The sequence below is a fragment of the Rhizobium sp. CECT 9324 genome, from assembly GCF_918741265.1.
In the GTDB taxonomy this organism is placed as follows: domain Bacteria; phylum Pseudomonadota; class Alphaproteobacteria; order Rhizobiales; family Rhizobiaceae; genus Allorhizobium.
The window spans coordinates 95,098-120,936 of sequence record NZ_CAKKMZ010000002.1 but is presented as its reverse complement, the minus strand read 5'-3'; the positions used below and the strand labels follow the sequence as shown (position 1 = coordinate 120,936).

Here is a 25,839-nt window from a genome sequence, read left to right as displayed (position 1 = left end):
CGCCCGGACGGCGCCAGCGGCATGCCGGAACCGTGGAAATCTCCGGCCTTGCAGAGAAGGACTTCATCGATGAATGCGATCTCACGCAGAAGCCTGTTGGCGCGCGGCGGCCTCTTGCTGGCAGCCGGCACAGCCGCTGCGAATACGCCGGTTCATGCGCTGGCAGCCAAACCGCAAGCGCGGTCCGGAAAGTTCAAAAAGATCGACATGGCGATGAAGCAGGCCGTTCGCGACGGAACCGTGGCAGGAGTCGTTGCCACAGCCGCGGGACCGGACGGCATGATCTACGAAGGGACCTTCGGAAAGGCCAATACAGTGACCGGAGCGATAATGCGCGCCGATACGGTTTTCTGGCTGTTGTCGATGACGAAGGCCTTCACCGCCACGGCCTGCATGCAACTCATCGAGCAAGGCAGGATCGATCCCGAGGACGATGCGGCGAAATATCTGCCGGAGCTCGCCAATCCGATGGTGCTGGAGGGTTTCGACGGCGACGGCCAGCCACGCCTGCGCCCGGCCAAGCGTGCCATCAAGGTGCGTCACCTGCTCACCCACACCTCCGGCTATACCTATTCAATCTGGAGCGATGCGCTGACCCGCTACGAACAGGTCACAGGAATGCCGGACATAGCGACCTGCAAAACCGGTGCTTTCCTAGCACCGCTCGAATTCGATCCCGGCGATCGCTGGCAATACGGCATCAGCATGGACTGGGTCGGAAAGCTGGTGGAAGCGGTCAGCGACCAGTCGCTGGAGGTCTATTTCCGCGAGAACATCTTTGCCCCGCTCGGGATGACGGATTCAGGCTTCCTGATCGGCAGCAAGCAGAAGGGCAGGGTCGCCACCTTCCACAACCGGAACGCGGACGGAGGACTGACACCCGCGCCCTTTGAAATGCCACAACGGCCGGAATTCTTCATGGGCGGCGGCGGCGCCTTCAGCACGCCACGCGACTACATGGCCTTCCTGCGGATGCTGCTGAACGACGGCTCCCATAAGGGCGTGCGGGTGCTGAAGCCGGAAACGGTCGCCTCGATGAGGCGCAACCAGATCGGCGACCTCGACGTGCGCGCCATGACGACGGCCCAACCCGGTTATTCGCGCAGCTTCGACCAGTTTCCCGGTGAGCCGCACAAGTGGGGATACTCGTTCGACATCAACACGCTGCCCGGTCCGAACGGCCGGTCGGCGGGCAGCATTTCCTGGGCTGGCCTGCTCAACTGCTATTTCTGGCTCGACCCGGTCCGGCAGGTGACCGGCGCCATCTTCACCCAGCTTCTGCCTTTCTACGACGAAAAGGTCGTGAAGCTCTACGGCACATTCGAGCGCCGCCTCTACGACGGCCTCGCCTGATCCATTCCCGACCTCAACACCAGGAGACTATCATGTATGCGATTACAGGAATTACCGGCAAGGTCGGCGGCGCGCTGGCGAAAGCCCTGATCGAAGCCGGAGAACCGGTCCGTGCGGTGCTGCGCGATCCCGCCAAGGCGGAAAGCTGGCGCCAGCGCGGTTGCGAAATCGCCTTTGCCGACATGGGCGACGCGACGCAGCTCAGCGTCGCGTTCAAGGGCGCCAAGGGCGTCTTCATTCTGCCGCCGTCGGAATTCGATCCGGCGCCCGGCTATCCGGAAGCGGCAAAGCAGAATGAGGTGCTGACGACCGCTCTCCTTGCCGCCCGCCCCGAAAGGGTGGTCTGCCTCTCCACCATCGGCGCCGACGCGGAAGTCGACAATCTGTTGAGCCAGCGGACCATGCTGGAAGAAGCCCTCGGCGAACTCGATCTTCCCGTCACCTTCCTGCGGCCCGGCTGGTTCATGGAAAATGCCGCCTGGGACGTGGCCTCGGCTCGCGACGAAGGCGTGCTGCACAGCTTCCTACAGCCCGCCGACAAGACGTTCGCCATGGTCGCGACGCAAGATATCGGCCGGCTTGCCGCAGATCTGATCCGCGAGCAATGGATCGGCACGCGGGTCGTGGAACTGGAAGGCCCGGCACGGGTCTCGCCCAACGATCTCGCCAATGCCTTCGCGTCGGTGCTCGGGCATCCGGTGCGGGTGGAGATCGTCCCGCGGGCAAGCTGGGAGGACCTGTTCCGTGCCCAGGGGACGCGTCACCCACAGCCGCGCATGCGTATGCTCGACGGCTTCAACGAAGGCTGGATCGACTTCAAGGCCGACGGCGGACACCGTGTCAGGGGCACGACGTCACTTGAGCAGGTGATCGAAGCGCTGGTCCGGCAGGCGGCGGCAAGCGAGACCGCCTGAGCCCGCCGGGAGAACAGGCGGTGGATGGCGTCTGCCTCTGCCGCCGCGTCCCTCGCAACTCGAAAGGAAAGATCATGGAAACGATTGAAACCCACGGTGTCGCCATCCCCCGGCTCGGACTGGGGACTTTCCGGATGCCGGGCGATGCCGCCCGACCGGTGGTCGAAAGCGGGCTTGAACTTGGCTTTCGCCACATCGATACCGCCGCCATGTACGACAATGAAGCCGCCGTCGGCGCGGCGCTCGCGGCCTCCGGCATAAACCGCGCTGACCTCTTCGTCACCACCAAGGTCTGGCACGACAAGCTCTCCCCCGATGCCCTGCGACGGTCCTTCGACACGAGCCTTGGTAAGCTTCGCCTCGACCATATCGATCTCTTCCTCGTCCATTGGCCATCGGGAAACATGAACATGAGCGCGACGCTGGACGCGATCACCAAACTGAAGGAGGAAGGACTGGCGCGGGCCATCGGCGTCTGCAACTTCAACCTGCCCATGATCCGGCACGCGATCGAGGATATCGGCGCGCCCATCGCTGTTCATCAAGTGGAATACCATCCGTTCCTGTCGCAGACGCCGATGCTGGATTACCTTCGCCGCAAGGGAATTGCGATGACCGCCTATGCGCCGCTTGCGCAAGGCCGGGCGGCAAAGGATCCCGTTCTCGCCAGGATCGGCGAGAAGCACAGCGCCACCGCAGCCCAGATCGCCATTGCCTGGCTTCTGGATCAGGAAAACGTCATCGCTATTCCCAAAGCCGCTCGCCCCTCGAGCCAGCGAGCTAACCTCGATGCGCTCAACATTCACCTCGACGACGAGGACCGCGCGGCTATCGCAGCTCTGCCGAAAGACCTACGCTACGTTGACCCGCCTTTTGCTCCAGACTGGGAGGCTGCAACGCTCTGAAATGCAGGTCTTTAATTTCGCGATAGGTTCGAGGATACCCCTCGATTTGGCCAAGCAACGTCCGCATGTTGGAGCCAAAGCTATTGGTGGAATGACCGAAATATCGGCGCGAATGCGTCGTCGAGCATGGGTCTCCGTGTTCATCGAGCACAATACCCAACCGACAACATCGCCTTGAAAGAACTCGAACCAATGGCAAGCTGCGCAGCTTGTAGTCAAAGTAGCAGGGGACTAAGCGCGGCATGACATCAGCTATCGAAACGGTGTTCAGCGGCGGGTGTTGGCGTCGCCCAAACGGTCTCTCCCGGTCGGAAATTCACACTGCCAGGCGTGCGAGCCACCATGTCTCCAAGCCCTTCGACCTTGAAATAGACCAGCGCATCGGCGCCAAGCCGCTCGACATGACGTATCCTGCCGCTCCAGCGGCCGCTGTCTGAAGAGATCGTCAGGTGTTCCGGCCGGATGCCATAGGTCTTGCAGCCCAGCCCTTCTGCCGCCGCTCCCGTATAGAGGTTCATCTTGGGGCTGCCTATGAAACCGGCGACGAAAGGCGTCGCCGGCTTGTTGTAGAGGTCCATCGGGCTTCCGAGCTGCTCGATGCGGCCGCCATTCAGGACGACAATCTTGTCGGCCATGGTCATGGCTTCAACCTGATCGTGGGTCACATAGATCATCGTTGCCCCGAGCTTCTTGTGCAGGTCAGTGATCTCGAGCCGCATCTGCGAGCGCAGCGAAGCGTCGAGGTTCGAAAGCGGTTCGTCAAACAGGAAGACTTGTGGGTTACGCACGATGGCGCGGCCGATGGCGACACGCTGGCGCTGGCCGCCGGAAAGCGCCTTGGGTTTGCGATCGAGCAAATGGGTCAGTTGCAACGACCCCGCTGCCTCCTTTACCTTCGCTTCGATCTCCGCCTTGGGACGCCCGGCAAGTGACAGTCCAAACCCGATATTCTCCGCCACGGTCATATGCGGATAAAGTGCGTATGATTGGAACACCATGGCAATGCCGCGCTTGGACGGGTCCGTATAGGTCACATCCTTGCCACCGATCGTCAACGCACCGGAGGTCACATCCTCCAGCCCCGCGATCATGCGCAGCAATGTCGACTTACCACAGCCAGAAGGGCCGACAAAGACCACGAATTCGCCGGGCTGAATATCAAGATCGATGCCCTTGATGATCTCCAGCGCGCCAAAACTCTTGCGGATGTCTTTCAGTTGAACGCTTGACATGCACTTAGCCTTTCACACCACCGGCGGTCATGCCGGCAACGATCTGTCGATTGAAGAAGATGAAAACGATGAGCGGCGGGATCGTCACGAGGAGGATGTTCATGAACAGCAGATTGTACTGGCTGGTGTACATGCTCTGGAAATTATAGAGCGTCAGCTGCACCGTCACGTTTTCCTTGCCCGGCAGGTAGTAGAGCGGGTTGGTGAAATCGTTGAAGATGGCAATCGACTGCACGACGATGTTGGTCACCGTCACCGGCTTCAGAAGCGGCATCACCACCCGGAAGAAAATCTGCCACGGCTTTGCGCCATCGATCAGCGCGGCTTCATCAAGATCGCGCGGAATGGTGCCGATGAACGAACGATAGAGCAGCGTAGAGAAGGAGAGATTGTACGCGACCTGGATCAGCACCATGCCGGTCATGGTCTTGAACAGACCGATCGACTGCAGCAGCCCGATGGTCGGCACAACGGCCGGCGGCATCATCAGTCCGATCAGCAACGCCGTCTGCGCCACGCCATTCCAACGGGATCGGCGCCTCTGCATCACATAGCCAACCATCGCCGAAAGCACGACAAGGATGGTCACGGAGAACACAGTGATGATGGTCGAGTTGAAGTATGCGAGCAGCAGTTGGTAATTGCGGGCCTCGACGACGGCGACGAGATTGTCCCAGAGCAGCCATTCCTTGGGCAAGAGGAAGTTCAGCCGTGATGCCTCGGAGCGCGACTTGACCGCCTGCAAAGCGATGAACACGAAAGGCACGATGAAGATGACGGCGGCGACGGCAAGCGAAATACCGCCGACAACGATTGGACGGGCGCGCCTCATTGGTCGATCTCCCGGCGATTGAACATCACTGTCAGTGGCACCATGATCACCGCGATTAGCGCAAACAGAATGACGTTGCCCGCCGTCGAAAGCCCGTAGAACCCGGCCTGGTACTGCTTGTAGATGACTGAGGCGACGACATCGGAGGAGAAACCCGGCCCACCGCGCGTCATCGCCCAGATCAGGTCGAAGGAGCGCAGCCCCCCGATCAACGACAGCGTGACTACGGTTATTGTCGCGGGTTGCACCAGCGGCAGCGTGATACGTTGGAACTGCTGCATCCTTGTCGCCCCATCGATGCGCGAGGCCTCGTAGTAATCGGGGCTGATTGCGGCAAGGCCTGCAATGAAGATCAGCGTTGCCAACCCGACGCCCTTCCAGAGATCGACAAGCGCCACGGAAAACAGCGCCAAAGCGGGATCGGTGAGCCAGCCGGGCCCATCTATTCCGATCGCTTCCAGCGCCACATTGATGATGCCGCGGGTCGGATGCATCATCACTGTAAAGGTGATGCCGATACCGATGGTCGAGACCAGAACGGGAAAGAACACCACGGTGCGCAAAAAACCGCGAGCGATCAGATTGCTGGTGAGTAGCACGGCAAGTAACAGGCCGAAGACAGTCTTCAAGCCGGAGGTCATGGCGGCATAGATCAGCGTGTTGATCAGCCCCTGCACCAGAAACGGCTCGGAGAAGAACTGGCGGAAATTCTCAAGCCCGATGAACTCGGCCGTCATCAGGTCCCAGCGCGTCAGGCTATACCAGAAGGACGTGGCCGTCGGGAGAAGGAAAAACACGCCATAGATCACCGCCGCCGGTAAAAAGAACCAGAGCGGATAAGGCAATTTGCGTTTCGGTATGATGGCCTCGACCATGGGTCCTCCTTCCACGGCATGGGGGACCGCCCGCTCTCGCGGGCGGCTTGTTCATTCGAGTGACTAGCTCACCAGTTCGGAATGCCGAGCTGCTTAGCCTGCTTGCGCACATCCTCATCATAGAGCGCAGCCGCTTCAGCAGCGGGGCGCATGCCGGAGCCGACTTCGACGGTGATCTGCTCCAGCGCCGGCCCCTTGATCGGCGACAGGAATTCCAGTGCCGGTGCCGTCCTGCCATCCTTGAAGTAAGGCAGCATGTCGGTGATGGCGGTAGGTACGTCCGCTGGCAGGTCGCAACCGTCGATTAGTGACGGCCCCTGCACGGTATTGACGGCCATCATCGCCTTGCAGCCATCAACGCCGCCGATAAAATCGGCGAACTTCTTCGCCTCTTCCGTATGCGCCGTGGCCTTGGGAATATAGATCGCCGGCGGCATCCAGACCGTCAGGCCGTTGTTGCCCGCGTCATCACCGGGCTGGGCGAAGAAGCCGACATCCGCCATTTCATCGGGATAGTTCTGCTTCAGCACGCCGATGGCAAACGACAGCATCGGGTAGTGAGCGGCCTCTCCGGTTGCCACCATGCGCAGTCCGTCGTCATAGGTGCCTGCGCCAAAATCCTCGTTCAGCAGGCCCTTGTCATGCACCTCTTGCAGACGCTCGAAGCCTTTAACAGCAGCCGGCGTCGTTGCATATTTCGCCTTGTTGGCGGTGTAATCGGCCGCAAAGTTCGGCGCCTGTGCCTGCAGATTGTAATAGTCGGCCAGCACGAAGAGCTGCGAGGTCCAGGTATCGCGATAGGTCTGGGCGACGGCAACCTTGCCGGCCGCCTTGACCTTTTCGTTGTTGGCCATGAACTCTGCCCAGGTCTTTGGCGGCGTTAGGCCAAGCTCGGAATAGATCTTCTTATTGTAGAAGATACCGCCGGCCATGGTGGTGCCGTAGGGCACGCCGTAAACCTTGCTGTCTGCCGAAACCACCGATTTGAAGCTATCGGCGACCTTCGCCTGCGACGGCAAATCACTCAGATCCATGAGCGAGCTTTCCGGCTTCAGGGCCTGCAGCAGCGAGCCGGAATTGTAGAGGAAGACATCCGTCATCTCGCCGGTGGCAAGCCGTGTCTTGACGATGTTGTCGCCCTCGCCCCCTCCCGGACGCTGCTCGACCTCGACGGTCACCTCTGTATTCTTCTGTGAATAGGCCGCGGCGAGCGCTTCGGCAGCCGCGACCGAGTCCGGGCTGTTGTCGACCAGAAAGGTCAGCGTGGTATCGGCAAAGGCAGTGCCCGACAGCAAAAGCGAGGTCAGGGCAGCTACAGCCGTCAGTCTTGTCTTCGTACGCAATGTCATGATGTTCCTCCTCCGAACAGTAAGACGACACGATGGAATGCACTAGTTGCTTTTTGGACTTTCGAAAGTGACCAGATGACGACCCGCCGCCATCAAGGTATCGCCGGTAACGGGCCTGCCATCCAGCACCGGATTGACGTGCCGCGCCGTCGGCACGAACAATCCCTCGCAGCCTTCAGGAAGGCTGACGCTGTACTCGACCTTGCCATCGGCAATCGTCCAGGAAGCTTCGATTCGCCCCTTGGCGACCTCATGCCAGGCCGAAACAGGATTGAGCTTTTCGAGTGCTATCGGCGAGATGTTTACACGGGCAAAGCCCGGGTGATCAGGATCGGGTGAAATGCCGGCCACGCTTTCAAACAGCCATTGGCACACGGCTCCATAGGAATAGTGGTTGTAGCTGTTCATGTCGGGCTCGTAGATCGTCCCGTCCGGCGCCATGGAATCCCAGCGCTCCCAGATCGTCGTCGCGCCCTGCTTGACCTGATAAAGCCAGCCCGGCACTTCTTCCTGCAGAAACACCTTCTCGGCCAGATCGTCCATGCCAAGCTTGGTCAGTGACGGCAGGAGAGCGGGCGTACCGATAAAGCCGGTCCCGATCTTGTAGTCCGCGTCCTCGACAACACGACGGAAGTGGCTTTTCGCTGCCTCGAAATGCGCTGCCGGGATCAGATCGTGCAGGAAAGCTAGTGCATAGGATGTCTGGTCGTTATGGGCAAGGCGGCCCGAAGGCGAGATGAACTCGAAAGCAAAGGCCTTGCGGATATCCCCTGCACGGCCCTCCATCGCCTTGCGTAGATCGTCACGGCCCAGCACTCCGGCGATGCGCGCCAGAAGGTCCGTCGAAATGAAGTGATAAAGAGTTGCCGCGCAATCGTCGGCAATGGTCGGCCGCGGCTTGCGATTGTCGCCCACCGGCTGAAGCCAGTCACCGAATGTAAAGCCACGATCACCCCAATGCGGCGGTGGGCGCACGATCGGACTGTCGGAGATCGACCAGAGGAAGTCCACCCAGCGCACCATGGCATCGAAGCACTCGTCGAGCGCAGCACGATCACCATAATGGGTGTAGAGAACCCAGGGGATAATGACGATGGCATCGCCCCAGCCGGTGGAGCCGGCATAGCCCGGAAAATGCTCGGGATGCAGCCGTGTCGGGTCCGGCGACACATGCGGGATCGCCCCATCCGGCCGCTGATCGGCCATCACGTCGCGCAGATACTTGCGCAGGAAATCCTCGCTATCGGCCAGCCAGCAGGCTGTCGGTGCGAAGACCTGCGCGTCCCCCGTCCAGCCAAGCCGCTCGTCGCGCTGCGGGCAATCCGTCGGCACCTCGATGAAGTTGCCGCGCTGCGACCAGACCGTGTTGAGCACCAGCCGGTTTACGAGGCCGGAGCCGCTTTCGAAACCGCCCTTGATCTCTGCGACCGAAGTGATCGGCACGGAGGCGATCGAAACGATCTCAGCCTCGCCGGTGACCGTCACGCGGGCATAGCGATAGCCCTGGAAGGTGAAGTAAGGCGCATAGGTCTCATCCCCCTCGCCTGCAAGGGTGTAGCGCGTTTCAGCAACGGCCGTGCGATAGTTGCGATTGTCGAAAAAACGATCGGGGCCGAGCACTTCCGAATGCTCGACACACACCTGCGCACCCGCTTTCCCCCGCACCGTGTAGCGCACATAGCCGCCAACATTCTGGCCGAAATCATAGACCAGACGTCCCTCGGCATCGCGCCACTGTTCGACTGGAGCAAGCGCCGAAAGCTCGCGCACCGGCGTCGTCTCATGAGCAACGAGCAAAGCCTTGTCAAAGGCGATGGCTTCAGCGCCATGCATCTCTACAAGCTCAATCCTTGCGTCAAATATCTCGCCGAAATAGATGCCAGACTTCACGACCGGCAGGGCGCCACTCTTCCAGCTTGCATCGGTCGAAAGCAGCGTGCGGCCACCGGCCACCAGTTCGGCAATCGCAGCGATCCGGTCGCCCCAGCAATTGGGAATGGCGTTTTCGCCCCACATGATCGGCGAACGATACCAGCCATCCGCCAGCCAGATCTCGATGCGGTTTTCACCAGCAATCAGAAGCGGCGCAACATCATAGCGCTGATACGCCATGCGGTGGTCGTAATTGGTCCAGCCCGGCGTCAAAAGGTCTTCGCCGACGCGCTTGCCGTTAATGAAGCAGCGATAAAGCCCCTGCGCGGAAATGAAGAGATCGACGGCGGCCAGAACGGTCTCCAGCACAAACACCTTCGAAACGAAACTTGCGGGACGACCGACGCCCTCATCTGCCAACGGCGCGATCATATCCGCAGCCCAGTTGCGCTGCGTCAGCCCCTTGCGGCTGGCGGTCGCGTACATGTTCATGAAGTCCTCCCTAACGTCGTGTAGAACGTTCTATGTATAACGTTCTACATTTTTTAGCCAGGTGCAATAGAAATTTTTCACAGCATCTGCCATGGTGGCGAAACAGTTGAGAATACGAGGAAAAAAATGTCTGAAACTGGCGAGAGTACCGCGACCAGAGAGCGTGTCACCATCCGGACGGTCGCGGCTCACGCAGGCGTCTCCGTCGCCGCCGTCTCCAAGGTCCTGCGCAATGCCTATGGCGTTAGCGAATCGCTGCGTGGACGCGTCGAGGCCTCGATCGACACCCTCAACTACCGCCCGTCCCGCACGGCCCGAGGCCTGCGCGGCAGCACCTTTACCATCGGCCTCCTGCTTGTGGATATCCGCAACCCTTTCCTGCCGGAGGTGATCGACGGCGTGAACGGCGTGCTCGCTCCGTCCCACTACCGGGCCATGATTGGTGTCGGCGAAGCCAAGACGCATCTCGAGACAACGCTGATCGAATCAATGATCGACTACAAGATGGACGGACTGATCATGGTCGCGCCCCGCCTACCCTCCGAGATCATCTCGCGGTTTGCCGAACAGATCCCGATTGTCGCCGTGGGTTATCACGATCCGACAGCGAAGAATTTCGACACGGTCAACTGCGACGACCAAAAGGGCGCGGCGCTCGCGGTGCAGGCATTTATCGAGCGCGGCTACCGCAAGATCTCAATGCTGACGCTAGGCTCTCGCGAAGGCCACAAGGTCTCCGTCGTTCGCCAGCGCGAGATCGGTTATCGGCAGGCGATGGAAGCGGCAGGCCTCACGGCAGAATTGGATGTTCACGGCGTACCAGTCTTTTCGCCCGATAGGGAGGACAGCATCCGCGCCTTTCTCCGCCGGCCCGATCGTCCCGAGGCCGTCTTCTGTTGGAGCGACCTCGACGCAGTTACCCTGCTCAACGTTGCGGCAGAAATGGAAGTCCGTGTGCCGGAAGATTTGGCCGTCATTGGTTATGACAATTCCCCAGTAGCCGCTTTGAGTCTCATCAACCTATCCAGCATCGATCAGTCCGGCCGAGCGCTCGGCGTACTTGCTACCGAAACGCTGCTGTCGCGCATCGAAGGCCGAACGGCGCCTGCGGCGCTCGTATGTGCGCCGTCATTCATCGCCAGAGGCAGTAGCTTCAATGGCGGCACCTTGAAACTATGAATAAGTCTCTTGATGAGGATGTGATCCACCGGCCGCAATATTGCGCAGCCGTCGCCTTGAAAGGACTCAAACCGGTGCCCTTCTATTCCACAATCATGCAGTTCACGGGATAGGAAACGATGATTTGAGTAGTTTCGCAGCTGAGCCTAGGAGCCACAGTCGCCAGTTTCAGGTTCGCGCGATTATTAAGGAAGTCGCGACCTCCACCGCAACGTGGCGCGAGACCGCAAAGGCGGTCGGTGCGCGGTCAGCCGAAATCAACCGTATGGCCAGTGTATTCGAGCACGATGATTTGCAGCGAGCGCTGGCCCTATGACGAGAACCTTCCTACACAGTTTCGATCCGTCCTCGGCCAGCCCGATCACCGGCGCGGCCGTCGACCTCCAAGAGTTCCGCCTCCACCAATACGCGTTCATCGTAAACGGCCGATCGCGCGAGCGGGTATCCGCTCGAGGCTACATCGGAGGCCCATCGTCGAACGGAGGCTGGCGGGCTGTTTGGGAAGATCGTTCTGACGGATTTTCCTGAATGGCGCAGACATACGGCGCGTCCGACCAATCGCCTTGAACGGACATGAACCGTCGACCCGCTGAACCACAGCGCTAGTTGGTGTGCATGCCGATGATTGGCGTCATCATTTTGATGTGCGCATCGATCCGCTCGAGCACCCTTGGCGGAACGACCTCACGCTCTGGTAGTGACCACCAGGCTTGGTTCACCCGCTCCACAGTTTCGGTTGCAGCTTGCAGGACGGCGGCCTCCGGCAGGCGCGCACGATTGGCGAATGCTTTCCATCGGTGCACATTCAGCGCTTTGAAGGGGCGCTCGCCTGCAAGCGATAAAGCCATTGCGTCTGCCGGGATATAGGGAATGGTCGAGAGTACGTCATAGACCGGCGAAAGCCCAGGTTTGTCGCCCTTATCCCGATAAATCACTGACCAGTTTTTCAAGTGCATGTCACCGTTCCCAGTGATGGCAGCGAGAGCCAGCCGACGCACGAATTCGAGTGCGGCCGCGGACGATACGGCAACGTTCAAGGCTGCCGCGATATCATGATAGGCGGCACCTTCGTATTTCCGCGAAGGATAGACGCCGAACACCTGCGCGAAATCCTCGATATGTATCCGGTCGCCACCTGCCTCGCGATCGAAGCGTTTGACGAGCAGCACTTTCCCATCCGACAGCGTCTCGAACTCCTCCGGGATACCTTCGAACTCCGATTGCTCGACCAGTTCGCGTTCCGGAACCTCCATGCCGATGGCTTCAGCTAATGCGAGATTGGCATATTCGTTTTCCGACACCCCGGGAAACGAGGTCGATGGAAACTTGGCGATGTAGGATCCCTGGTCATCACCGAGCGGCAGTGTCAGTCCGCCGCCCTTCCCCGTATTTTTGATGACCGAAAGCTTCATCTGGACGCCGGCAAGCGAGAACCGCGCCTTCGGCTTCGGAACAGGCAGCTTGTCGAGACTCGCAATCGTTCTGTCACTCGGTTCGACGCGGACAGCGCCAGGCAGATCCGAACCCAGCGCGACGAGCAAGTCGAAATCGTTTCCTGCACGAATACTTCCCGCGTGGTGTTTTTCCATCGCCTCGCGCAGTTTGTCTTCCGGGAGCAGATTGGCGAAGAACGCTGGCAACGCTCTGGCGACAGGTTTCGGATCCTTGCGCAAGCCTCCGGTGGCTGCGCGAAAAGACAGGCTGAACACAGGAAAGCCGCCGGTTGCGCGATAGTTATCCTCGAAACTGAAGACGGTGAAATCGCCGGGCGTCCTGACGATCGTGCCGACCCTCAAATGGTTCAGCAGCACGTCAAGCGACGAGATGGATCTCGGATCAGATAAAACTTCAGACATTCTCATCCCCGTCTGGATGAGCCATGAACGCCGGGAGATCATCAAGATCGTCATGCGGCCGCAGCAACGCATCGACGGCCGGCACCATCGCCTGTGGGATGAGCATTAACTCAAGTCCGAGAGCGCGAGCAATATTGATGAGGGTTGTCGTACGCGCAGCACTGCTTCCGGCTTCTATCTCACGATAGCGGGGACGCGATATACCCGCCATGTCGGCAACCTGCTCCTGGGTCAATTGCCGGCCTTTTCGAGCAGCCTTCAGCAACTGCCCGATTTCCAGCAAGGATTCTGACGCAGACCGTGCCATCCGACCTCCCCAACCGTTCTCCGTGAAGTAGGGCAAGCTATCTCAAACATTCTAAGATCAGTCAATCTAAAAGACATATAAACGGATCATTGATCAATAAATGATCCGTTTATATATCTTTTATGCCGTTTTCTGAATTGTGGTGTCGGAGCCAGCGAGTTGTACCCATCTTACATGCTTTGTTAAAGGCACGACCCTATTTCCGCTGGCCCTCGGCACTGGTGCCAGAGAGAAACGGAATGAGCATGCCCAAACACGATCTTTCATCACGTCATTTTCAGCGAAAAATTTCGGAATTTTGCGAGGTGCGTATTGCACCGATATCCTCGAAGCGGGTGCTGGAGAATATCCGCCCTTACCTGACCAGCCTGATCATTTACCGCAAACGGCCGCCAATCCTGAAGGGCCATCTCGACTGGACTGCGATCGGAGAGGCCTGCGGTATCGAAGACGACATGACCGCTGAACTCAGGAAGCAATTGCGGCCGGCCCTTGATGCGATCATCCGTTGGCTGAAGGCGCCGCCAATCGCTGATGACGTTTCTCCAGCAAAGCCGTCTGCCCTGACAGGTGAGGCTGAAGCGGTCAAAAAGACAGCGGCGACTTCCTCGACCAGAAAACCGCTGCGCGCGGCGGCCGACGGAGTTTTTTGTCCGGAACACATCTGCGCAACGCGGTCCTTCACCAAAGCCGATCAGCACATTCCCGGATCCGCTATTTGAGGCGACCGACGATCCAGCAAGTTTTCAGGATGCGCTAATCTAACATATGCGCCGGTTTGGCGACAGCTACTGGCAGCTCTACCGCGCGGTGGTTCGCTTGACCGAGACCTTCGACAGCAAAACGCTTCTCTCTTGGATCCAGGGCGAACGTGTCCCGCGGTCGGTTGTCAGTTTCGACATCCTGCGCCGGATCGAAACGCGTTACCGACTGCCGGAAGGGTATTTCAAGAAGAAGTTGCCGCACCAGGCGCGCTCCGTCTACGGTCACGATCTTGGCGATATCAGTCCGGCCGAGCGGCGGCGAATTTCTTTACATCTGCCGGATGATTTCAGCAGCCTGCCATTCACGAAGCGAGAGGAGATCCTCGACTGGGTGCGCCGGGTGATTGTCTCCGGTTCGACCGAATATCGCCGCTACCAGGCGGCAGCCAGCAAGCAGCGCTATGCGATCCGCTTTCCTGGCGTTACCTATGGCGGCGGTTCGCTTTCGCCGCGAACGCTGGCATCTGCTGCCAATGCCAACCAGCATATGGCCGAGGAGCTCGACGATCCGGATCTGCTGTCCGGTGTCGTCGATGCCCCGCCGCGTCTTGCGATGGAGATGGCCGATCTGATCCGGTTCAAGACCTCGACGCTGACGGCGATCGGATTGCAGCGCAACGGGGTATGGGGCGAAGAAACCGCTTCTCAGAAGATCGAGCATCTCGGATTGATGTTCGGCGCGCTGGCCGCCTCCCCGTCCGGCATCATCAAAGGTCGAGGCGTGCCACTCAGTCAGGTGAGCTTTGGTCTACTTGTCTTCCCAGGTGTCTGGGACTGTTATCTGCAATGGCGCGAGCAGCGGCGTGGCTTCTACACAAAGTGGGAAGAAGACATGCTGATGGTTGCGCAGGCCCTCACCCGGGCGGAGGTGGGCTGGATCCGCCAGCACCCGGAGCTTCTGAAAAATGTCAGGCCTATCGAAGGGCTGATCGCACCCTAGGAAATCGAGTTCGCTACACGTGCGTAGGCAAGGACCCAGCGGTTGATCGTGCTGTGGTCCACTTCGAAGCCCCGCTCTTGGATCATTTCTTCCAGGTTGCGATAGCACAGCTGGTAGCGCAAATACCAAATCACCGCCTGCACGATCAGCCATGCTTCGAACAGCCGCCCCTTGAAATCGTCTTTCGATTGGCGCTTTAGCCTTTCGGCAATGGCATTCAGGATCATCGTTACGCTCCGCTACTTTGAGTAGCGGAACCTCCCCATGCTTGGTCAACAGTTCGTAAAACGCAAAAATTTGCGACGAGCCCGGCGCATTGAATATATGGGAAATCGATATGAATTCATTTGATTTATGTGCGTTGTCATATGGGCCAATGAATTGCATCCCTGAGGCAAGAGGTTGACTGACCTCCCGAACTTTAAATTTCCTTCGTGTGCGGAGACTTGCCCGGATGACGACGAACAACGATGTCCAACTCTATATTGGTGGCGTCTGGAGAAAGACCAGTGAAACCCTCCCCGTGATAAATCCGGCCAATGAAAACGTCATCGGAACAGTCGCCGTCGCAAGCCCGGAAGACCTGGAAGACGCGCTCACCGCAGCAGCAGATGGTTTCCGCATCTGGAGCAAGACCTCGCCGTGGAAGCGTGCCGAAGTGCTGCTGAAGGCCGCCGCGTTGCTGCGGGGGCGAAGCGAGGAAATCGCCCGTTCGATCACGCTGGAAAACGGAAAATCCATCAACGAGGCTCGCCTCGAGGTCATCCGCGGCTGCGAGTTCTTCGAATGGGACGCCGGAGAGTGCGTGCGCCTCTATGGCCGGGTAATTCCCAGTGAATCCAGCATCCGCTACATCGTGTTGCATGAGCCCGTTGGCACCGTGGCTGCCTTTTCGCCATGGAATTTCCCCATGAGCCAGCCGGCCCGCAAGATCGCCGGCGCAATCGCGTCGGGGTGTTCGATCATCATGAAGGCTTCGGAAGAGACCCCGACCGGCGTGGTGCACATTGCTCGGGCCTTTCAGGATGCCGGCCTGCCTGCGGGCGTGCTGAATCTCGTGTTCGGCCATCCCGCGCAGATTTCCGAATTCCTGATCCCGCGCGAACAGATCCGCATGATTGCCTTCACCGGTTCCACGGCGGTCGGGAAGCACCTGACCGAGATCGCGGCGCGACACATGAAGCCGGCGCTGATGGAACTCGGTGGCCACGCTCCCGTAATTGTCTGCGAAGATGCAGACCCGGTCGCTGCCGGTATAGCGTCTGCAACGCGCAAATATCGCAATTCCGGGCAGGTATGCACCTCCCCGACCCGGTTTTTCGTACACGAAAGCATTTATGATCGTTTTACAAAGGCTTTTGTTGGGAAAGCCACGTCGATCCGTGTCGGGGCCGGGATGGATAGCGATACTCAGATGGGGCCTGTTGCCAATGACCGTCGCATCGAGGCGCTGCAAGCGCTGGTGGACGACGCAAAGGACAGGGGTGCCAAGCTGCTTTGCGGTGGCGGGCGGCTCCAGGGCCGCGGTTATTTCTTCGCGCCGACCGCAATTGCCGAGCTATCCGACGACGCGCGTGCCATGCGCGAAGAGCCGTTCGGTCCGCTAGCACTGATAAATCCCGTACGCTCAATCGATGAGGCGATTGAAAAGGCCAATTCCCTGCCCTTCGGTCTCGCGGCCTATGGCTTCACCCGTTCGGCCGCCAATGTGGAGCGTTTGATGAGCGGAATTGACGCCGGCAATGTCTCGATCAACACGCTTGAAGCGTCACGCGCGGAAACACCGTTCGGTGGGGTCAAGGAGAGCGGCCTTGGACGCGAAGGCGGTGCCGAGGGCCTTTACCACTACACCATCGTCAAGACGGTATCGCATCTGATCGAGTAACAGGAGTACGTCACGGGCGCGCCTTGGCTGCTGATCAAGCGAAATCTCTTTGTCGCCGTGTCAGTTCTTATCGTGAGAATCTGCATGAGTATGATTTCATTAATGCCAGCTCATCGCCGGGACAAGGTGTAAAGCCCGGAGACATCCCTGACAGGTGTTCGGAGACATGCCTGACAGTTACGGCGGGTTTTCGAGGTCGATTTTGGCGACCTTGCTTGCGCCGATGAAGACGCCGTAGAGGCCGTCGCGATCAAGGGGGCGGATGGCCAGGCATTTGCCCTCGAACGCCCGGGCTCGCGCCATGCCTGAGCCTTGAAGACGATGTAGCCCTTGGTCGTGCGAATGGGCCGGACAATCTCGATGCTGTCGTAGACGGGCTCCGGGAGGCGTTTCGGAAACGGTCGTGGTGAGGGCTGTAACGACTGGCCGGAACCGCCATGCCGATCGCCTCATGCGGGCGGTGGTGATTGTAGATCTCGCGCCAGCGATCAAATGCCCTTTGCGCCTGGGGCTGGCCGGAGAGGGCCGCGAAGTTGAGCACCTCGGCCTCGAGGCTGCGGTGGAAGCGCTCGTTCTTGCCGCGCCCCTGCGGGTGACAGGGCCTTGCATGGATAAGGTCGCTCCCGAGCTTGAGCAGCCAGACGCGCAGCCTTGTCCACTGGTTGGGAACGCCGGTGCCCACGGATTGCCGTTGTCGGTATAGATGGCCATGGGCGGGCCATAGCGACGCAGGATAGGCTCCATGCGGCCGACGCGATCGATCCTCAACCGCCTCGCCCGCGGCAAACCGCTTCAGCCAGACATACCCCGTCTGGCGGCTGATGCCGAAGCGCTCGCAAAGGGCCGACACATTCGCCCCCTAAGCCCCGCCAGCCGACAGAATTCCAAACGCTCGCCGACAACCGACCTCGCCTGCCAAGCCATCAAAACCTCCCGGATTATAATCCGAAAAGTGCCAGGCATGTCTCCGAACACCTGTCAGGTATGTATCAAGGCTGTACAACGAGGCCTGGGGATGAGCTCATAGAGCTGTCAGCAGCTTGAGCGCACGACGGACACACCTGCCTTCGCCGTAAAAAACATCAGTGCACTGCATGCTATTATTGTTGAAATTTCAGGCGCTACTACCCTTCACGAGCCCAATCAGGGCTTTTGACAGAGCCGTGTTGCCGTCCCTGAGTTCCATCAGGATATCGAAGTGGTTGCGACCCGGCACTTCCAGCATCCGCGTTGCATAGCCGGCATTTGACCACGCCTCCGCGAAAGCCTTGGACTGGCGTTTGAAGCCCGGCGCTTCTCCTTCGGCCCAGGCGATGACAACGGGGCAGCCGATATCAGGCACATGCCGGATCGGACTGAGCTCTGCGGTGTACTGCGCATCGAGCGACAGCCAATCCTGCGCGAAGCTCGCGGCGATGGGAGCAAGATCGAAGAGCCCGCTCATGGGCAAAGCCGATTTCACCACGTCTTCCGGCACGCCAAAGGTACTGTGCCATCCGCGCGCCAGCAGCATGCCGGCAAGATGAGCGCCAGCCGAACTGCCACCTATGTGAATACGCTCCGCGTCGATGCCGTAGTCACGGCCGTTCTTCCAGAGGAAGGCCAATGCCGCGCGGACTTCTCGGACGATCTCGGCAAGCGACACTTCAGGCGAGAGCCGATAATCGATGACGGCGGTGGCGATGCCCTCTTGCGACAGCGTGCCGGCCATCATAGCGGAATCATTCTTTGAAAGCGCCCGCCAGTAGCCGCCATGGATGAAAAGGAAAACCGGCCGTAATGCGCCGGCCGGATCTACGCCGAAGATGTCGAGCGCCTGGCCACTGTCATCATCATAAACGATGTCTGCGTGGCTCAGCCAGGGCGCGCGCACTTCATCGGACGTTTCGCGATACGCCCGCATCTGGTCCGCAAAGCGGTCGCCTACGGTGGCACGGGCGTTGTAGTCGATGTCCAGCTGCTCGCGAGGCCATTGTCCCTCTGCTGCCAGTTGCTCGGTGAGCGTGGTCATGGGCTTCTCCTCGGGCTCAAAGCATCAGGCCGGCGGATCGGTTTTCGATCAGCCGGACAATGTTGAGCGCGGTCATTTCAGACGATTTCGGATTGTTGGCCAGCGGCCGGTTTTGAAGGCGGATGTCGAGCGTGCCGAAATCTCCCTCGGCACGGATTTCATGGGCGTTCAGCATTGCGGCCGGGTCCGCCACCAGCGTGATCCGCGTGCGTTCCAGGCCAATGCCGGCGAGCGACGTGATGACGGCGACATTGGCGTTTTGTGGAAATCGATCCGCCGCCTCGCGGGCGCTGCCCTCGAAGAAGGCGAACGGTGCTGCGAGCCCCTCAAGATCGCACAGTTGCTCCGCCGGCGTGCCCAGCCAGGCCCGGGCCGGCTTGACGATGCGGTGCTCGACATACGCCAGTCCGAGCCGGGATGCGGCCGCAAGTGCATCGATGCCACCTAGCGCGCCGGGAGGTACCAGCAATTGGCGGCCTTGCCTTTTCGCGAGCGTGATCAATTCCGAATACACGGCGTCATCAACAAAGGCTGATGTGGAGGAAACGGCGAAATCCATGCCTGCGGCCAGCGCTGCGCGTCCGAAAGGCAGCACGCTCGCGCGGCCGGCAACTTCGACCGCCAGGCTGGCCCCCGTGTGAGTCAGATCCAATGGGGCTGAGATCAGCCGCGCTCCCTCAGGCAAACCCTCCCGCTTTTGCCCGGGATCGCGCACGGCGACGGCGACAATACAGAAGGGAGCTTTGCATTCGGTCAGAAGGGCGGCAACACGCTGGCCGATGGCGCCCCAGCCGACAAGGCAGACTGGCTCAGACGCCGACATAGCCCTGTACCTTTTCATAGTCGCGGTCGAGATCGTCACCACCGCCGGACCAGACGGTTCGGCCCTTCTCGATGATGTAATGCCGGTCGGCCAGACGCTTGAGTACCGCGAGGTTCTTGTCGATCAGCAGGATTGACTGACCGTTGGCGCGTAGCTTACCAATCACGTCCCAGATCTCGGCCCGGATCACCGGTGCCAGGCCCTCTGTCGCTTCGTCGAGGATCAGCAGCCACGGATTGGTCATGAGCGCGCGGCCGATGGCGAGCATCTGCTGCTCCCCACCGGATAGCGTTCCGGCTGCCTGCTCCGCGCGTTCCCGCATGCGCGGAAAAAGCTCGTAGATGCGTTCCAGCGTCCAGCTGTCGCCGCGCTTCTGACGGTTTGCAGCCGTCGCGATCAGGTTCTCACGCACCGTCAGCGTGGGAAACACCTGCCGGCCTTCCGGCACCAGGCCAACCCCGAGCCGCGCGACCCGCTCCGGTGTTTGCCCGGTCGTTTCGCGTCCGCCAATGATCACCCGTCCGCCGCGGGCGCCGACAAGTCCCATGATCGTCTTGATCGAGGTGGTTTTGCCCATGCCGTTGCGACCCATAAGGGTGACGCATTCGCCCTGCCCCACTTCGAGGGAAATGTCGAACAGCACCTGGCTGTGGCCATAGCCGGACTGAAGTCCCTGAACACTCAGCATAGTTCACCCTCGGTTCCAAGATAGGCCTCACGCACGTCGGCGCTGGAGGAGACGTCCTGGGCATTGCCGGTCAAGATGACGCGACCATAGACCAGAACGGAGATGCGGTCGGCAAGCGCGAACACGGCATCCATGTCGTGTTCTACAAGCAGGATCGTCACCTTGCCACGCAGGGTTTTCAGCACTTCTACCATTTCCTGGCTCTCGACATGGCCAAGACCGGCCATCGGCTCGTCGAGCAGCAACACACTGGGCCGTCCAGCAAGGGAAACCAGCAGTTCGAGCTGCTTGCGTTCGCCGTGGGACAAATCGTCGACGACGATCTTGCTACGACTACCGAGGGGACTTCCCGCCAGAAGCTGGTCGGTCTCTTCCCATACCTCGCTGCGTCTCGAAAGACTGTCGAGAATGCGCATGTTGTGGCCACGCCGGGCCTGCACCGCCACGCCGAGATTTTGCCGGACGGTGAACTCGCCGAGCAGGCTGGTCACCTGGAAGGTGCGGCCAAGCCCGAGAGCGACGCGTGCGGCGGGACCAAGGCGCGTGATGTCCTGGCTGCCGAGTAGGATCTTGCCGTTATCGGGCAGCAGGTTGCCGCAGAGCTGGTTGATAAGGGTGGACTTGCCGGCGCCGTTCGGGCCGATCAGCGCATGGATATGCCCCTCCTCGAGCTCGAAGGTCACGTTGTCGGTTGCAGTTAGTCCGGCGAAACGCTTTATCAGCCCTTCTGTTTTGAGAAGCGTGGTCATGCCGCGTCCTTTCCAAAACGGGAGAAGGCTCCTGATATGCCGCCCTTGGTGCCGAGCACGACGATGAGCAGCAGGATACCGAGCACCAGTTGCCAATGCTCCGTCCAGCTGGCGAGGTAGGTCTGCAGGATGAGGAATGCTGCTGCACCCCATATCGGACCGATGAAAGTGGCAACGCCGCCAAGGATAACCATAATCATCAGCTCGCCGGACTTGGTCCAGGCAAGCGTATCGGGGCTGGCGAAACGCATGAATACGGCCATCAGCGCGCCTGCGAGGCCGGCACCCATGCCCGAAAGCACGAAGGCATAGAGCTTGTAGCGGAAGGGCTCGACGCCGAGCGAGGTCATGCGTTTTTCGTTCTGGCGAATACCTGCCAGCATCGATCCGAAGGAGGACCCGATGATGCGACTGAGCCAGATGAAATACAGCACGGCCACGACCAGGATCACGTAATACATTGCCGTCTTGTCACGCAGGCTGAGGCCGAACAGCGTATTGGCGTTGCGCACGATGATACCGTCCTCGCCACCATAGCCGTTGAGCGAGACGAAGAAGGAAAACAGCATCTGGGCGAAGGCAAGCGTGATCATGATGAACTGCACGCCGCCGGTGCGCAGCGCCAAAGCCCCGATCACCAGTGCCAGCAGCCCGGAAACCAGCACTGCGGCCGGAAGTGTGAGCAGCAGTTGGTCTGTCCCCGGAATGAAGCCGAGCAGAGGCGCGCCTTCCGCCTTGTGAAAATACAGGATGCCAACGACATAATTACCGATGCCGAAGAAGGCAGCGTGGCCGAACGACACCATGCCGCCGTAGCCGAGGACCAGGTTTAGGCTGGCTGCGGCAATGGCATAGATCATCACGCGGGCAACGAGGCTCGGCAATGCCGGCTGCTGCAGTGTCAGCGCGACCAAAGGCAGGGCGGCGAGGCAGGCGATCAGGAGAAGATAGAGGACCGGTCGGCGCATGTCTCAACCCTTCATCGGAAAGAGGCCCTTGGGCCGGACGAGTAGGACAATAGCCATCAGCAGATAGATACCCATCGCGGCAAGGCCTCCACCGAGCGCATCCGCGTCGGCGCCTGCCATGACCTGGCGCAGCAATCCCGGGACGAAGGCGCGCAGCCCCGTATCGAGCACGCCGAGCGTGATGCCGGCGACAAAGGCGCCCTTCACGGAACCGACACCCCCGATGACCACGACGACGAACGTGGTAAGCAGGATCTGTTCACCCATGCCGACCTGTACGGCAAGCACCGGGCTCATCATGAAGCCCGCCAACCCCGCAAGTAGGGATCCCAGGCCGAAGATCGCGGTGTAGAGCAGGTTGATGTTGACCCCGAGGGCCCGAACCATGTCGCGATTGGTCGATCCCGCGCGCACCAGCATGCCGATCCGGGTGCGATTGATCAACAGGTAGAGGCCGAGTGCTACCAGCAGGCCGGCCACGATGATCAGCAGGCGGAATGGCGGATAGAGCAGGCCCGGAAGGAGCTCTATCGGCTGGGCCAGCGCCTCGGGCAATTGCATAAAGATCGGCTGGCGGCCGAACAAAAGCACGGTGGTTTCGTTGAATATCAGGATCAGCGCAAAGGTTGCTAGCACCTGATCCAGGTGGCTGCGGCCGTAGAGCCGTCGCATCACGCTCAGCTCCACTACGATGCCGGTCAGGGTCGATGCCGCCAATGCAGCGGGAAGCCCGAGCCAGAAGCTTCCTGTCGCACTAGCCACCCAGGTGCCAATGAAGGCGCCCACCATGTAGAGCGCACCGTGGGCCAGGTTTATGACTCCCATGATGCCGAAGATGAGCGTCAGCCCCGCGGCCATCAGAAACAGCATTATGCCGTAGAGCAGGCCATTCAGCAGTTGTTCGAATATCAAAGTCATCTGCGCCGCTTCCGTCGCTTTCCCGTCTGTCGACGGAGATCGAAAAGGTAAAGTCCGGGGTTGACCGAGGGCGAAGCCCGGGCCTCATCGCGCTGATTAAAGGTTGCAATCCTTGGCGTGAATGTCGCCGTAGTTCTCTACCAATTTACGCACGGTCTTGGTGGTCGGCACGCCATCCTGGCCCTTCACCACTTCGAGAAGGAACCAGTCCTGGACCGGGTGCTGGTTGGGACCGAAGCTGAAATTGCCTCGCACGGACTGGAAGTCGGCCTTGGCGAGTTCGGTGCGGAAGGCTGCGATGTCGTCGATGCCGCCGGTCTTTTTGAGGGCCGAGGCGATCAGGCGGGCGACGTCATAACCCTGGGTGCCATAGTAGGTGAGCGGGCGGCCCGGATAGGTTTCCTTCCACTTGGCCACCAGTTCCTTGCTGGCAGCGTTGTCGAAGTCAGGGCTCCAGTGCGAGGTGACCTGCAGGCCGACAGCCGCTTCGCCAAGGCTCTTCAGGGCCACGGCATCGCTGGAGGGTTCAGACAACACCATAGGGATCTGGCCGAGCAGGCCGGACTGCTGATACTGGCGCAGGAACGCGATACCGAGACCGCCCGGATGGAACTGGAACACCACGTCAGGCTTGGCAGCGCGGATCTGCGCCATTTCGGCGGAATAGTCGGTCTGGTCGAGCTGGGTGTACATTTCGCCGACGATTTCGCCACCGAACATGCGCTTGAAGCCGTTCAGAGCGTCCTTGCCGGCCTGGTAGTTCGGCGCCAGGATGAAGGCACGTTTGTAGCCGAGTTCCTTCGCGGCGATGCCGGAGGCTTCGTGCAAGGAGTCATTCTGCCACGGAACCACGAAGTAGTTAGCATTGCATTCCGCACCCGCAAGATTCGAAGGCGCGGCGTTAGGGCTGATGTAGATGCCATCGTTGTCGACGACGTCGGGAACGACGGCACCGGCGATGTTGGAAAAGATGATGCCGGTCAGGAGCTTGATGTTCTCGTCGCCCATGAACTTCTCGGCGATCTGGCGGCCGTTGGCCGGCTTGTTGGCATCGTCCTCAACGACCAGTTCGACAGGCACGCCGCCGAGCTTGCCGCCTTCCATGTCGATGGCAAGCTTCATGCCATCGCGAACGTCCTGGCCGAGATAGCCGCCCGGGCCCGACAGCGTGGTAATGACGCCGATTTTGACGGCGTCCTGGGCGAGAGCTGCGGTTGCGCCGCTCAAGGCGAAGGTCAGTGCGAGCAGTGTATTCCTGAGTTTCATAGGGTTCCCCATTGTTCTTTTAGGATTGACGTTCCGTTCCCGTTACGCTGCGGAGCAGGCTTTCAAAGCTCGACCCAGCCTTCCGGCGGCACTTTTCCGGGATGGAGCGTTCCGCATTTCGGGCAGGTCCGGAGTTTCTCGTCGGCATAGAACTTGGCGTAGATCGGCGGCAAGTCGTCGACGATGGATTCCAGATCGACCTCGGCGCGATGCACTAACGTGGTGCATTCGAAGCAGTACCATTCGACGGCATCCAGCAGGCCTTCCGGGCGGGCGGGCTCTATAACGAGGCCGATGGAACCATCCTGAGGACGCTGCGGCGAATGGCGCATGTGCGGCGGCAGCAGGAAGATGTCGCCCTCGCGGATCGGCACGTCGTAGAATTCGCCGGTCGTGGTGTCATGCAGCTTCAGCAGCATATCGCCCTTGAGCTGGTAGAAGAATTCCTCGACCGGATCGTCGTGATAGTCCGTGCGACGGTTCGGACCGCCGACGATGGTCACCATCAGGTCAGCATCCTTCCAGATCTGCTGGTTGCCCACGGGCGGCTGCAGCAGGTGCCGGTGCTCGTCGATCCATTTCTGCAGATTGAATGCACTGAGTTTTGCCATGACCCTTCCTCTCGTTGTAGATGCTTAGGCCAGCTTCAGACCACAGGTCTTGAAAGCCTCGCGGGTCGCCCGCTTCTCGTCTTCCGTCAATTCCAGCAGCGGGGCACGCACTGGCCCGCCAACCTGGCCGAGCAGTTCCTGCCAGTATTTCTGATGTGCATTGGGCTTCTCAGCCGGCTTGCTGAGACGAAAGGCTTCGCGGACCTGTTGGAGGCTGGCACTGATGGCCCGGGCCTCCGCAGCCTTCCCGGCGAAGGCAAGCTCGGTATATTCGCGCATTCGCCGATCCACCTTGGTCTGCATGGTGTAGGGGGGCGAGGAGCAGAGATAGAGCTGCCAGCCGAGTTCCAGTACATTGTCCAGCCATTCCGCTTCCGAAGCGGTGGACACCAGGATTCGGTCGCCTGCGAGCGCGGTGAGCTTCTTGTACATTTCGCGCGGCACGGAATACTTGATGGCCACCACGGTCTCGATGTCGGCAAGGCGATTGCAGAGCTCTGGGCTCATCAGGTAGCCGCTGTCGGGATGCGACCAAAGCGCCATGCCGATATCAACCTTCGAGGCGATGGTTTCGTAATACCGGGTCAGGGTCTCGTCCTGAGCCTTGAAGAAGTTCAGCACCGGCGCGTGCACGACGATATAGTCCGCCCCGCAAGCCTGGGCATGCTTGGCTAGATCGATGACCACGTCCATGTTCTGGTCGGAGCAGGACATGATGGTCTGTGCCCGACCATCTGCCGCGTGGACCGAGAGGTCGAACAGCCGCTTGCGCTCGTCCACGGACATGGAGAAGAATTCGCCCTGCTTGCCGGCGATGAACAGGCCTTCGATGCCGAGATCGTGGATCCAGTGGTCCATGTTGCGGCGGAAACCGTCTTCGTCCACGGCGCCGTCGACGCGGAACGGGGTATTGGCGGCGGCCCAGATGCCGCGCATCGTGGCGCGAGAATGGGCCTTGGCGTCTTTGCGGTCGTATTTCATGCGTTCTCCTCAATAGTCCGGTTTGGCGGCCGGATTCGCGCGCAAAACGAAAAAAGCGCGCGGCAAATG

21 protein-coding genes and 4 pseudogenes are annotated in these 25,839 nt (G+C 60.1%); 7 read left to right on the top strand and 18 right to left on the bottom strand.

The window, feature by feature from the left end; all coding sequences use genetic code 11:
- Positions 1 to 69: 69 nt before the first annotated feature.
- The 3 genes from LQ231_RS20540 (at position 70) to LQ231_RS20530 (ending at position 3,172) form a co-directional block, all read left to right on the top strand.
- Positions 70 to 1,353 carry a serine hydrolase domain-containing protein gene (locus LQ231_RS20540; RefSeq protein ID WP_230173621.1) on the top strand — a complete coding sequence of 428 codons (1,284 nt, stop codon included), beginning with the start codon at positions 70 to 72 and terminating at the stop codon, positions 1,351 to 1,353.
- A gap of 32 nt (positions 1,354 to 1,385) precedes the next feature.
- Positions 1,386 to 2,267, top strand: a complete 882-nt coding sequence (locus LQ231_RS20535) for an NmrA family NAD(P)-binding protein (protein WP_230173620.1) — start codon at positions 1,386 to 1,388, stop codon at positions 2,265 to 2,267.
- 74 nt (positions 2,268 to 2,341) lie between these two features.
- Complete coding sequence (locus LQ231_RS20530; RefSeq protein WP_230173619.1) at positions 2,342 to 3,172, top strand: aldo/keto reductase; 831 nt, start codon at positions 2,342 to 2,344, stop codon at positions 3,170 to 3,172.
- 248 nt (positions 3,173 to 3,420) lie between these two features.
- Here the strand turns inward: LQ231_RS20530 and LQ231_RS20525 are convergent, their stop codons facing one another.
- The 5 genes from LQ231_RS20525 to LQ231_RS20505 all read right to left on the bottom strand — a co-directional run bounded on the left by LQ231_RS20525 (position 3,421) and on the right by LQ231_RS20505 (position 9,824).
- Positions 3,421 to 4,404 (bottom strand): ABC transporter ATP-binding protein, encoded by a 984-nt coding sequence (locus LQ231_RS20525; RefSeq protein ID WP_230173618.1) that lies wholly within the window; start codon positions 4,402 to 4,404, stop codon positions 3,421 to 3,423.
- Positions 4,405 to 4,408: 4 nt separating this feature from the next.
- Positions 4,409 to 5,236, bottom strand: a complete 828-nt coding sequence (locus LQ231_RS20520; RefSeq protein ID WP_230173617.1) for a carbohydrate ABC transporter permease — start codon at positions 5,234 to 5,236, stop codon at positions 4,409 to 4,411.
- Positions 5,233 to 6,111, bottom strand: coding sequence for a sugar ABC transporter permease (locus LQ231_RS20515; protein ID WP_230173616.1), 879 nt, complete (start codon positions 6,109 to 6,111; stop codon positions 5,233 to 5,235). The genes LQ231_RS20520 and LQ231_RS20515 overlap by 4 nt, the downstream gene beginning before the upstream one ends.
- A gap of 68 nt (positions 6,112 to 6,179) precedes the next feature.
- Positions 6,180 to 7,460, bottom strand: coding sequence for an extracellular solute-binding protein (locus tag LQ231_RS20510; protein ID WP_230173615.1), 1,281 nt, complete (start codon positions 7,458 to 7,460; stop codon positions 6,180 to 6,182).
- A 42-nt stretch (positions 7,461 to 7,502) separates the two neighbouring features.
- Positions 7,503 to 9,824, bottom strand: a complete 2,322-nt coding sequence (locus LQ231_RS20505; protein WP_230173614.1) for an alpha-L-rhamnosidase — start codon at positions 9,822 to 9,824, stop codon at positions 7,503 to 7,505.
- Between the two features lie 126 nt (positions 9,825 to 9,950).
- On the opposite strand from LQ231_RS20505, the gene LQ231_RS20500 reads away from it, so the two are divergent.
- Positions 9,951 to 11,003, top strand: a complete 1,053-nt coding sequence (locus tag LQ231_RS20500) for a LacI family DNA-binding transcriptional regulator (protein WP_230173613.1) — start codon at positions 9,951 to 9,953, stop codon at positions 11,001 to 11,003.
- Positions 11,004 to 11,172: 169 nt separating this feature from the next.
- Positions 11,173 to 11,319 (top strand): annotated as a pseudogene (locus LQ231_RS27315) (type II toxin-antitoxin system HipA family toxin); the annotation flags it as partial.
- 286 nt (positions 11,320 to 11,605) lie between these two features.
- Here LQ231_RS27315 and LQ231_RS20495 read toward each other — a convergent pair.
- Both LQ231_RS20495 and LQ231_RS20490 read right to left on the bottom strand, forming a co-directional pair.
- Positions 11,606 to 12,859, bottom strand: coding sequence for a HipA domain-containing protein (locus tag LQ231_RS20495; RefSeq protein WP_230173612.1), 1,254 nt, complete (start codon positions 12,857 to 12,859; stop codon positions 11,606 to 11,608).
- On the bottom strand, positions 12,852 to 13,166 hold the full coding sequence (locus LQ231_RS20490; protein ID WP_230173611.1) for a helix-turn-helix domain-containing protein: 315 nt from the start codon (positions 13,164 to 13,166) through the stop codon (positions 12,852 to 12,854). The genes LQ231_RS20495 and LQ231_RS20490 overlap by 8 nt, the downstream gene beginning before the upstream one ends.
- A 239-nt stretch (positions 13,167 to 13,405) precedes the next feature.
- Here LQ231_RS20490 and LQ231_RS20485 point away from each other — a divergent pair.
- Positions 13,406 to 14,867 (top strand): annotated as a pseudogene (locus tag LQ231_RS20485) (hypothetical protein); the annotation flags it as partial.
- 23 nt (positions 14,868 to 14,890) lie between these two features.
- Here the strand turns inward: LQ231_RS20485 and LQ231_RS20480 are convergent.
- Positions 14,891 to 15,097, bottom strand: a pseudogene (locus LQ231_RS20480) (IS6 family transposase); the annotation flags it as partial.
- A gap of 227 nt (positions 15,098 to 15,324) precedes the next feature.
- Here LQ231_RS20480 and LQ231_RS20475 point away from each other — a divergent pair.
- Positions 15,325 to 16,755: an NAD-dependent succinate-semialdehyde dehydrogenase gene (locus LQ231_RS20475; RefSeq protein ID WP_230173610.1), complete on the top strand. Its 1,431-nt coding sequence runs from the start codon at positions 15,325 to 15,327 to the stop codon at positions 16,753 to 16,755.
- 133 nt (positions 16,756 to 16,888) lie between these two features.
- Here the strand turns inward: LQ231_RS20475 and LQ231_RS20470 are convergent.
- The 10 genes and pseudogenes from LQ231_RS20470 to LQ231_RS20425 all read right to left on the bottom strand — a co-directional run.
- A pseudogene (locus LQ231_RS20470) lies at positions 16,889 to 17,679 on the bottom strand (integrase core domain-containing protein); the annotation flags it as partial.
- Positions 17,680 to 17,869: 190 nt separating this feature from the next.
- Complete coding sequence (locus LQ231_RS20465; RefSeq protein WP_230173609.1) at positions 17,870 to 18,766, bottom strand: alpha/beta hydrolase; 897 nt, start codon at positions 18,764 to 18,766, stop codon at positions 17,870 to 17,872.
- 16 nt (positions 18,767 to 18,782) lie between these two features.
- Positions 18,783 to 19,589 (bottom strand): aspartate dehydrogenase, encoded by an 807-nt coding sequence (locus LQ231_RS20460; protein WP_230173608.1) that lies wholly within the window; start codon positions 19,587 to 19,589, stop codon positions 18,783 to 18,785.
- Entirely contained in the window at positions 19,576 to 20,277 is a 702-nt protein-coding gene (locus LQ231_RS20455; protein WP_230173607.1) for an ABC transporter ATP-binding protein, read from the bottom strand. Before LQ231_RS20455 ends, LQ231_RS20460 begins: the two co-directional genes overlap by 14 nt.
- Positions 20,271 to 21,026, bottom strand: coding sequence for an ABC transporter ATP-binding protein (locus tag LQ231_RS20450; protein ID WP_230173606.1), 756 nt, complete (start codon positions 21,024 to 21,026; stop codon positions 20,271 to 20,273). Before LQ231_RS20450 ends, LQ231_RS20455 begins: the two co-directional genes overlap by 7 nt.
- On the bottom strand, positions 21,023 to 21,994 hold the full coding sequence (locus LQ231_RS20445) for a branched-chain amino acid ABC transporter permease (RefSeq protein ID WP_230173605.1): 972 nt from the start codon (positions 21,992 to 21,994) through the stop codon (positions 21,023 to 21,025). The genes LQ231_RS20450 and LQ231_RS20445 overlap by 4 nt, the downstream gene beginning before the upstream one ends.
- 3 nt (positions 21,995 to 21,997) lie before the next feature.
- Positions 21,998 to 22,912, bottom strand: a complete 915-nt coding sequence (locus LQ231_RS20440; RefSeq protein WP_230173604.1) for a branched-chain amino acid ABC transporter permease — start codon at positions 22,910 to 22,912, stop codon at positions 21,998 to 22,000.
- A 96-nt stretch (positions 22,913 to 23,008) separates the two neighbouring features.
- The gene (locus LQ231_RS20435) at positions 23,009 to 24,178 is read right to left on the bottom strand and encodes an ABC transporter substrate-binding protein (RefSeq protein ID WP_230173603.1); all 1,170 of its coding nucleotides are present in this window, start codon (positions 24,176 to 24,178) and stop codon (positions 23,009 to 23,011) included.
- 62 nt (positions 24,179 to 24,240) lie between these two features.
- On the bottom strand, positions 24,241 to 24,789 hold the full coding sequence (locus tag LQ231_RS20430; protein ID WP_230173602.1) for a 3-hydroxyanthranilate 3,4-dioxygenase: 549 nt from the start codon (positions 24,787 to 24,789) through the stop codon (positions 24,241 to 24,243).
- Between the two features lie 24 nt (positions 24,790 to 24,813).
- A complete protein-coding gene (locus LQ231_RS20425) occupies positions 24,814 to 25,770 on the bottom strand; it encodes a dihydrodipicolinate synthase family protein (RefSeq protein WP_230173601.1) in 957 nt (318 codons plus the stop codon).
- Positions 25,771 to 25,839: the final 69 nt, after the last annotated feature.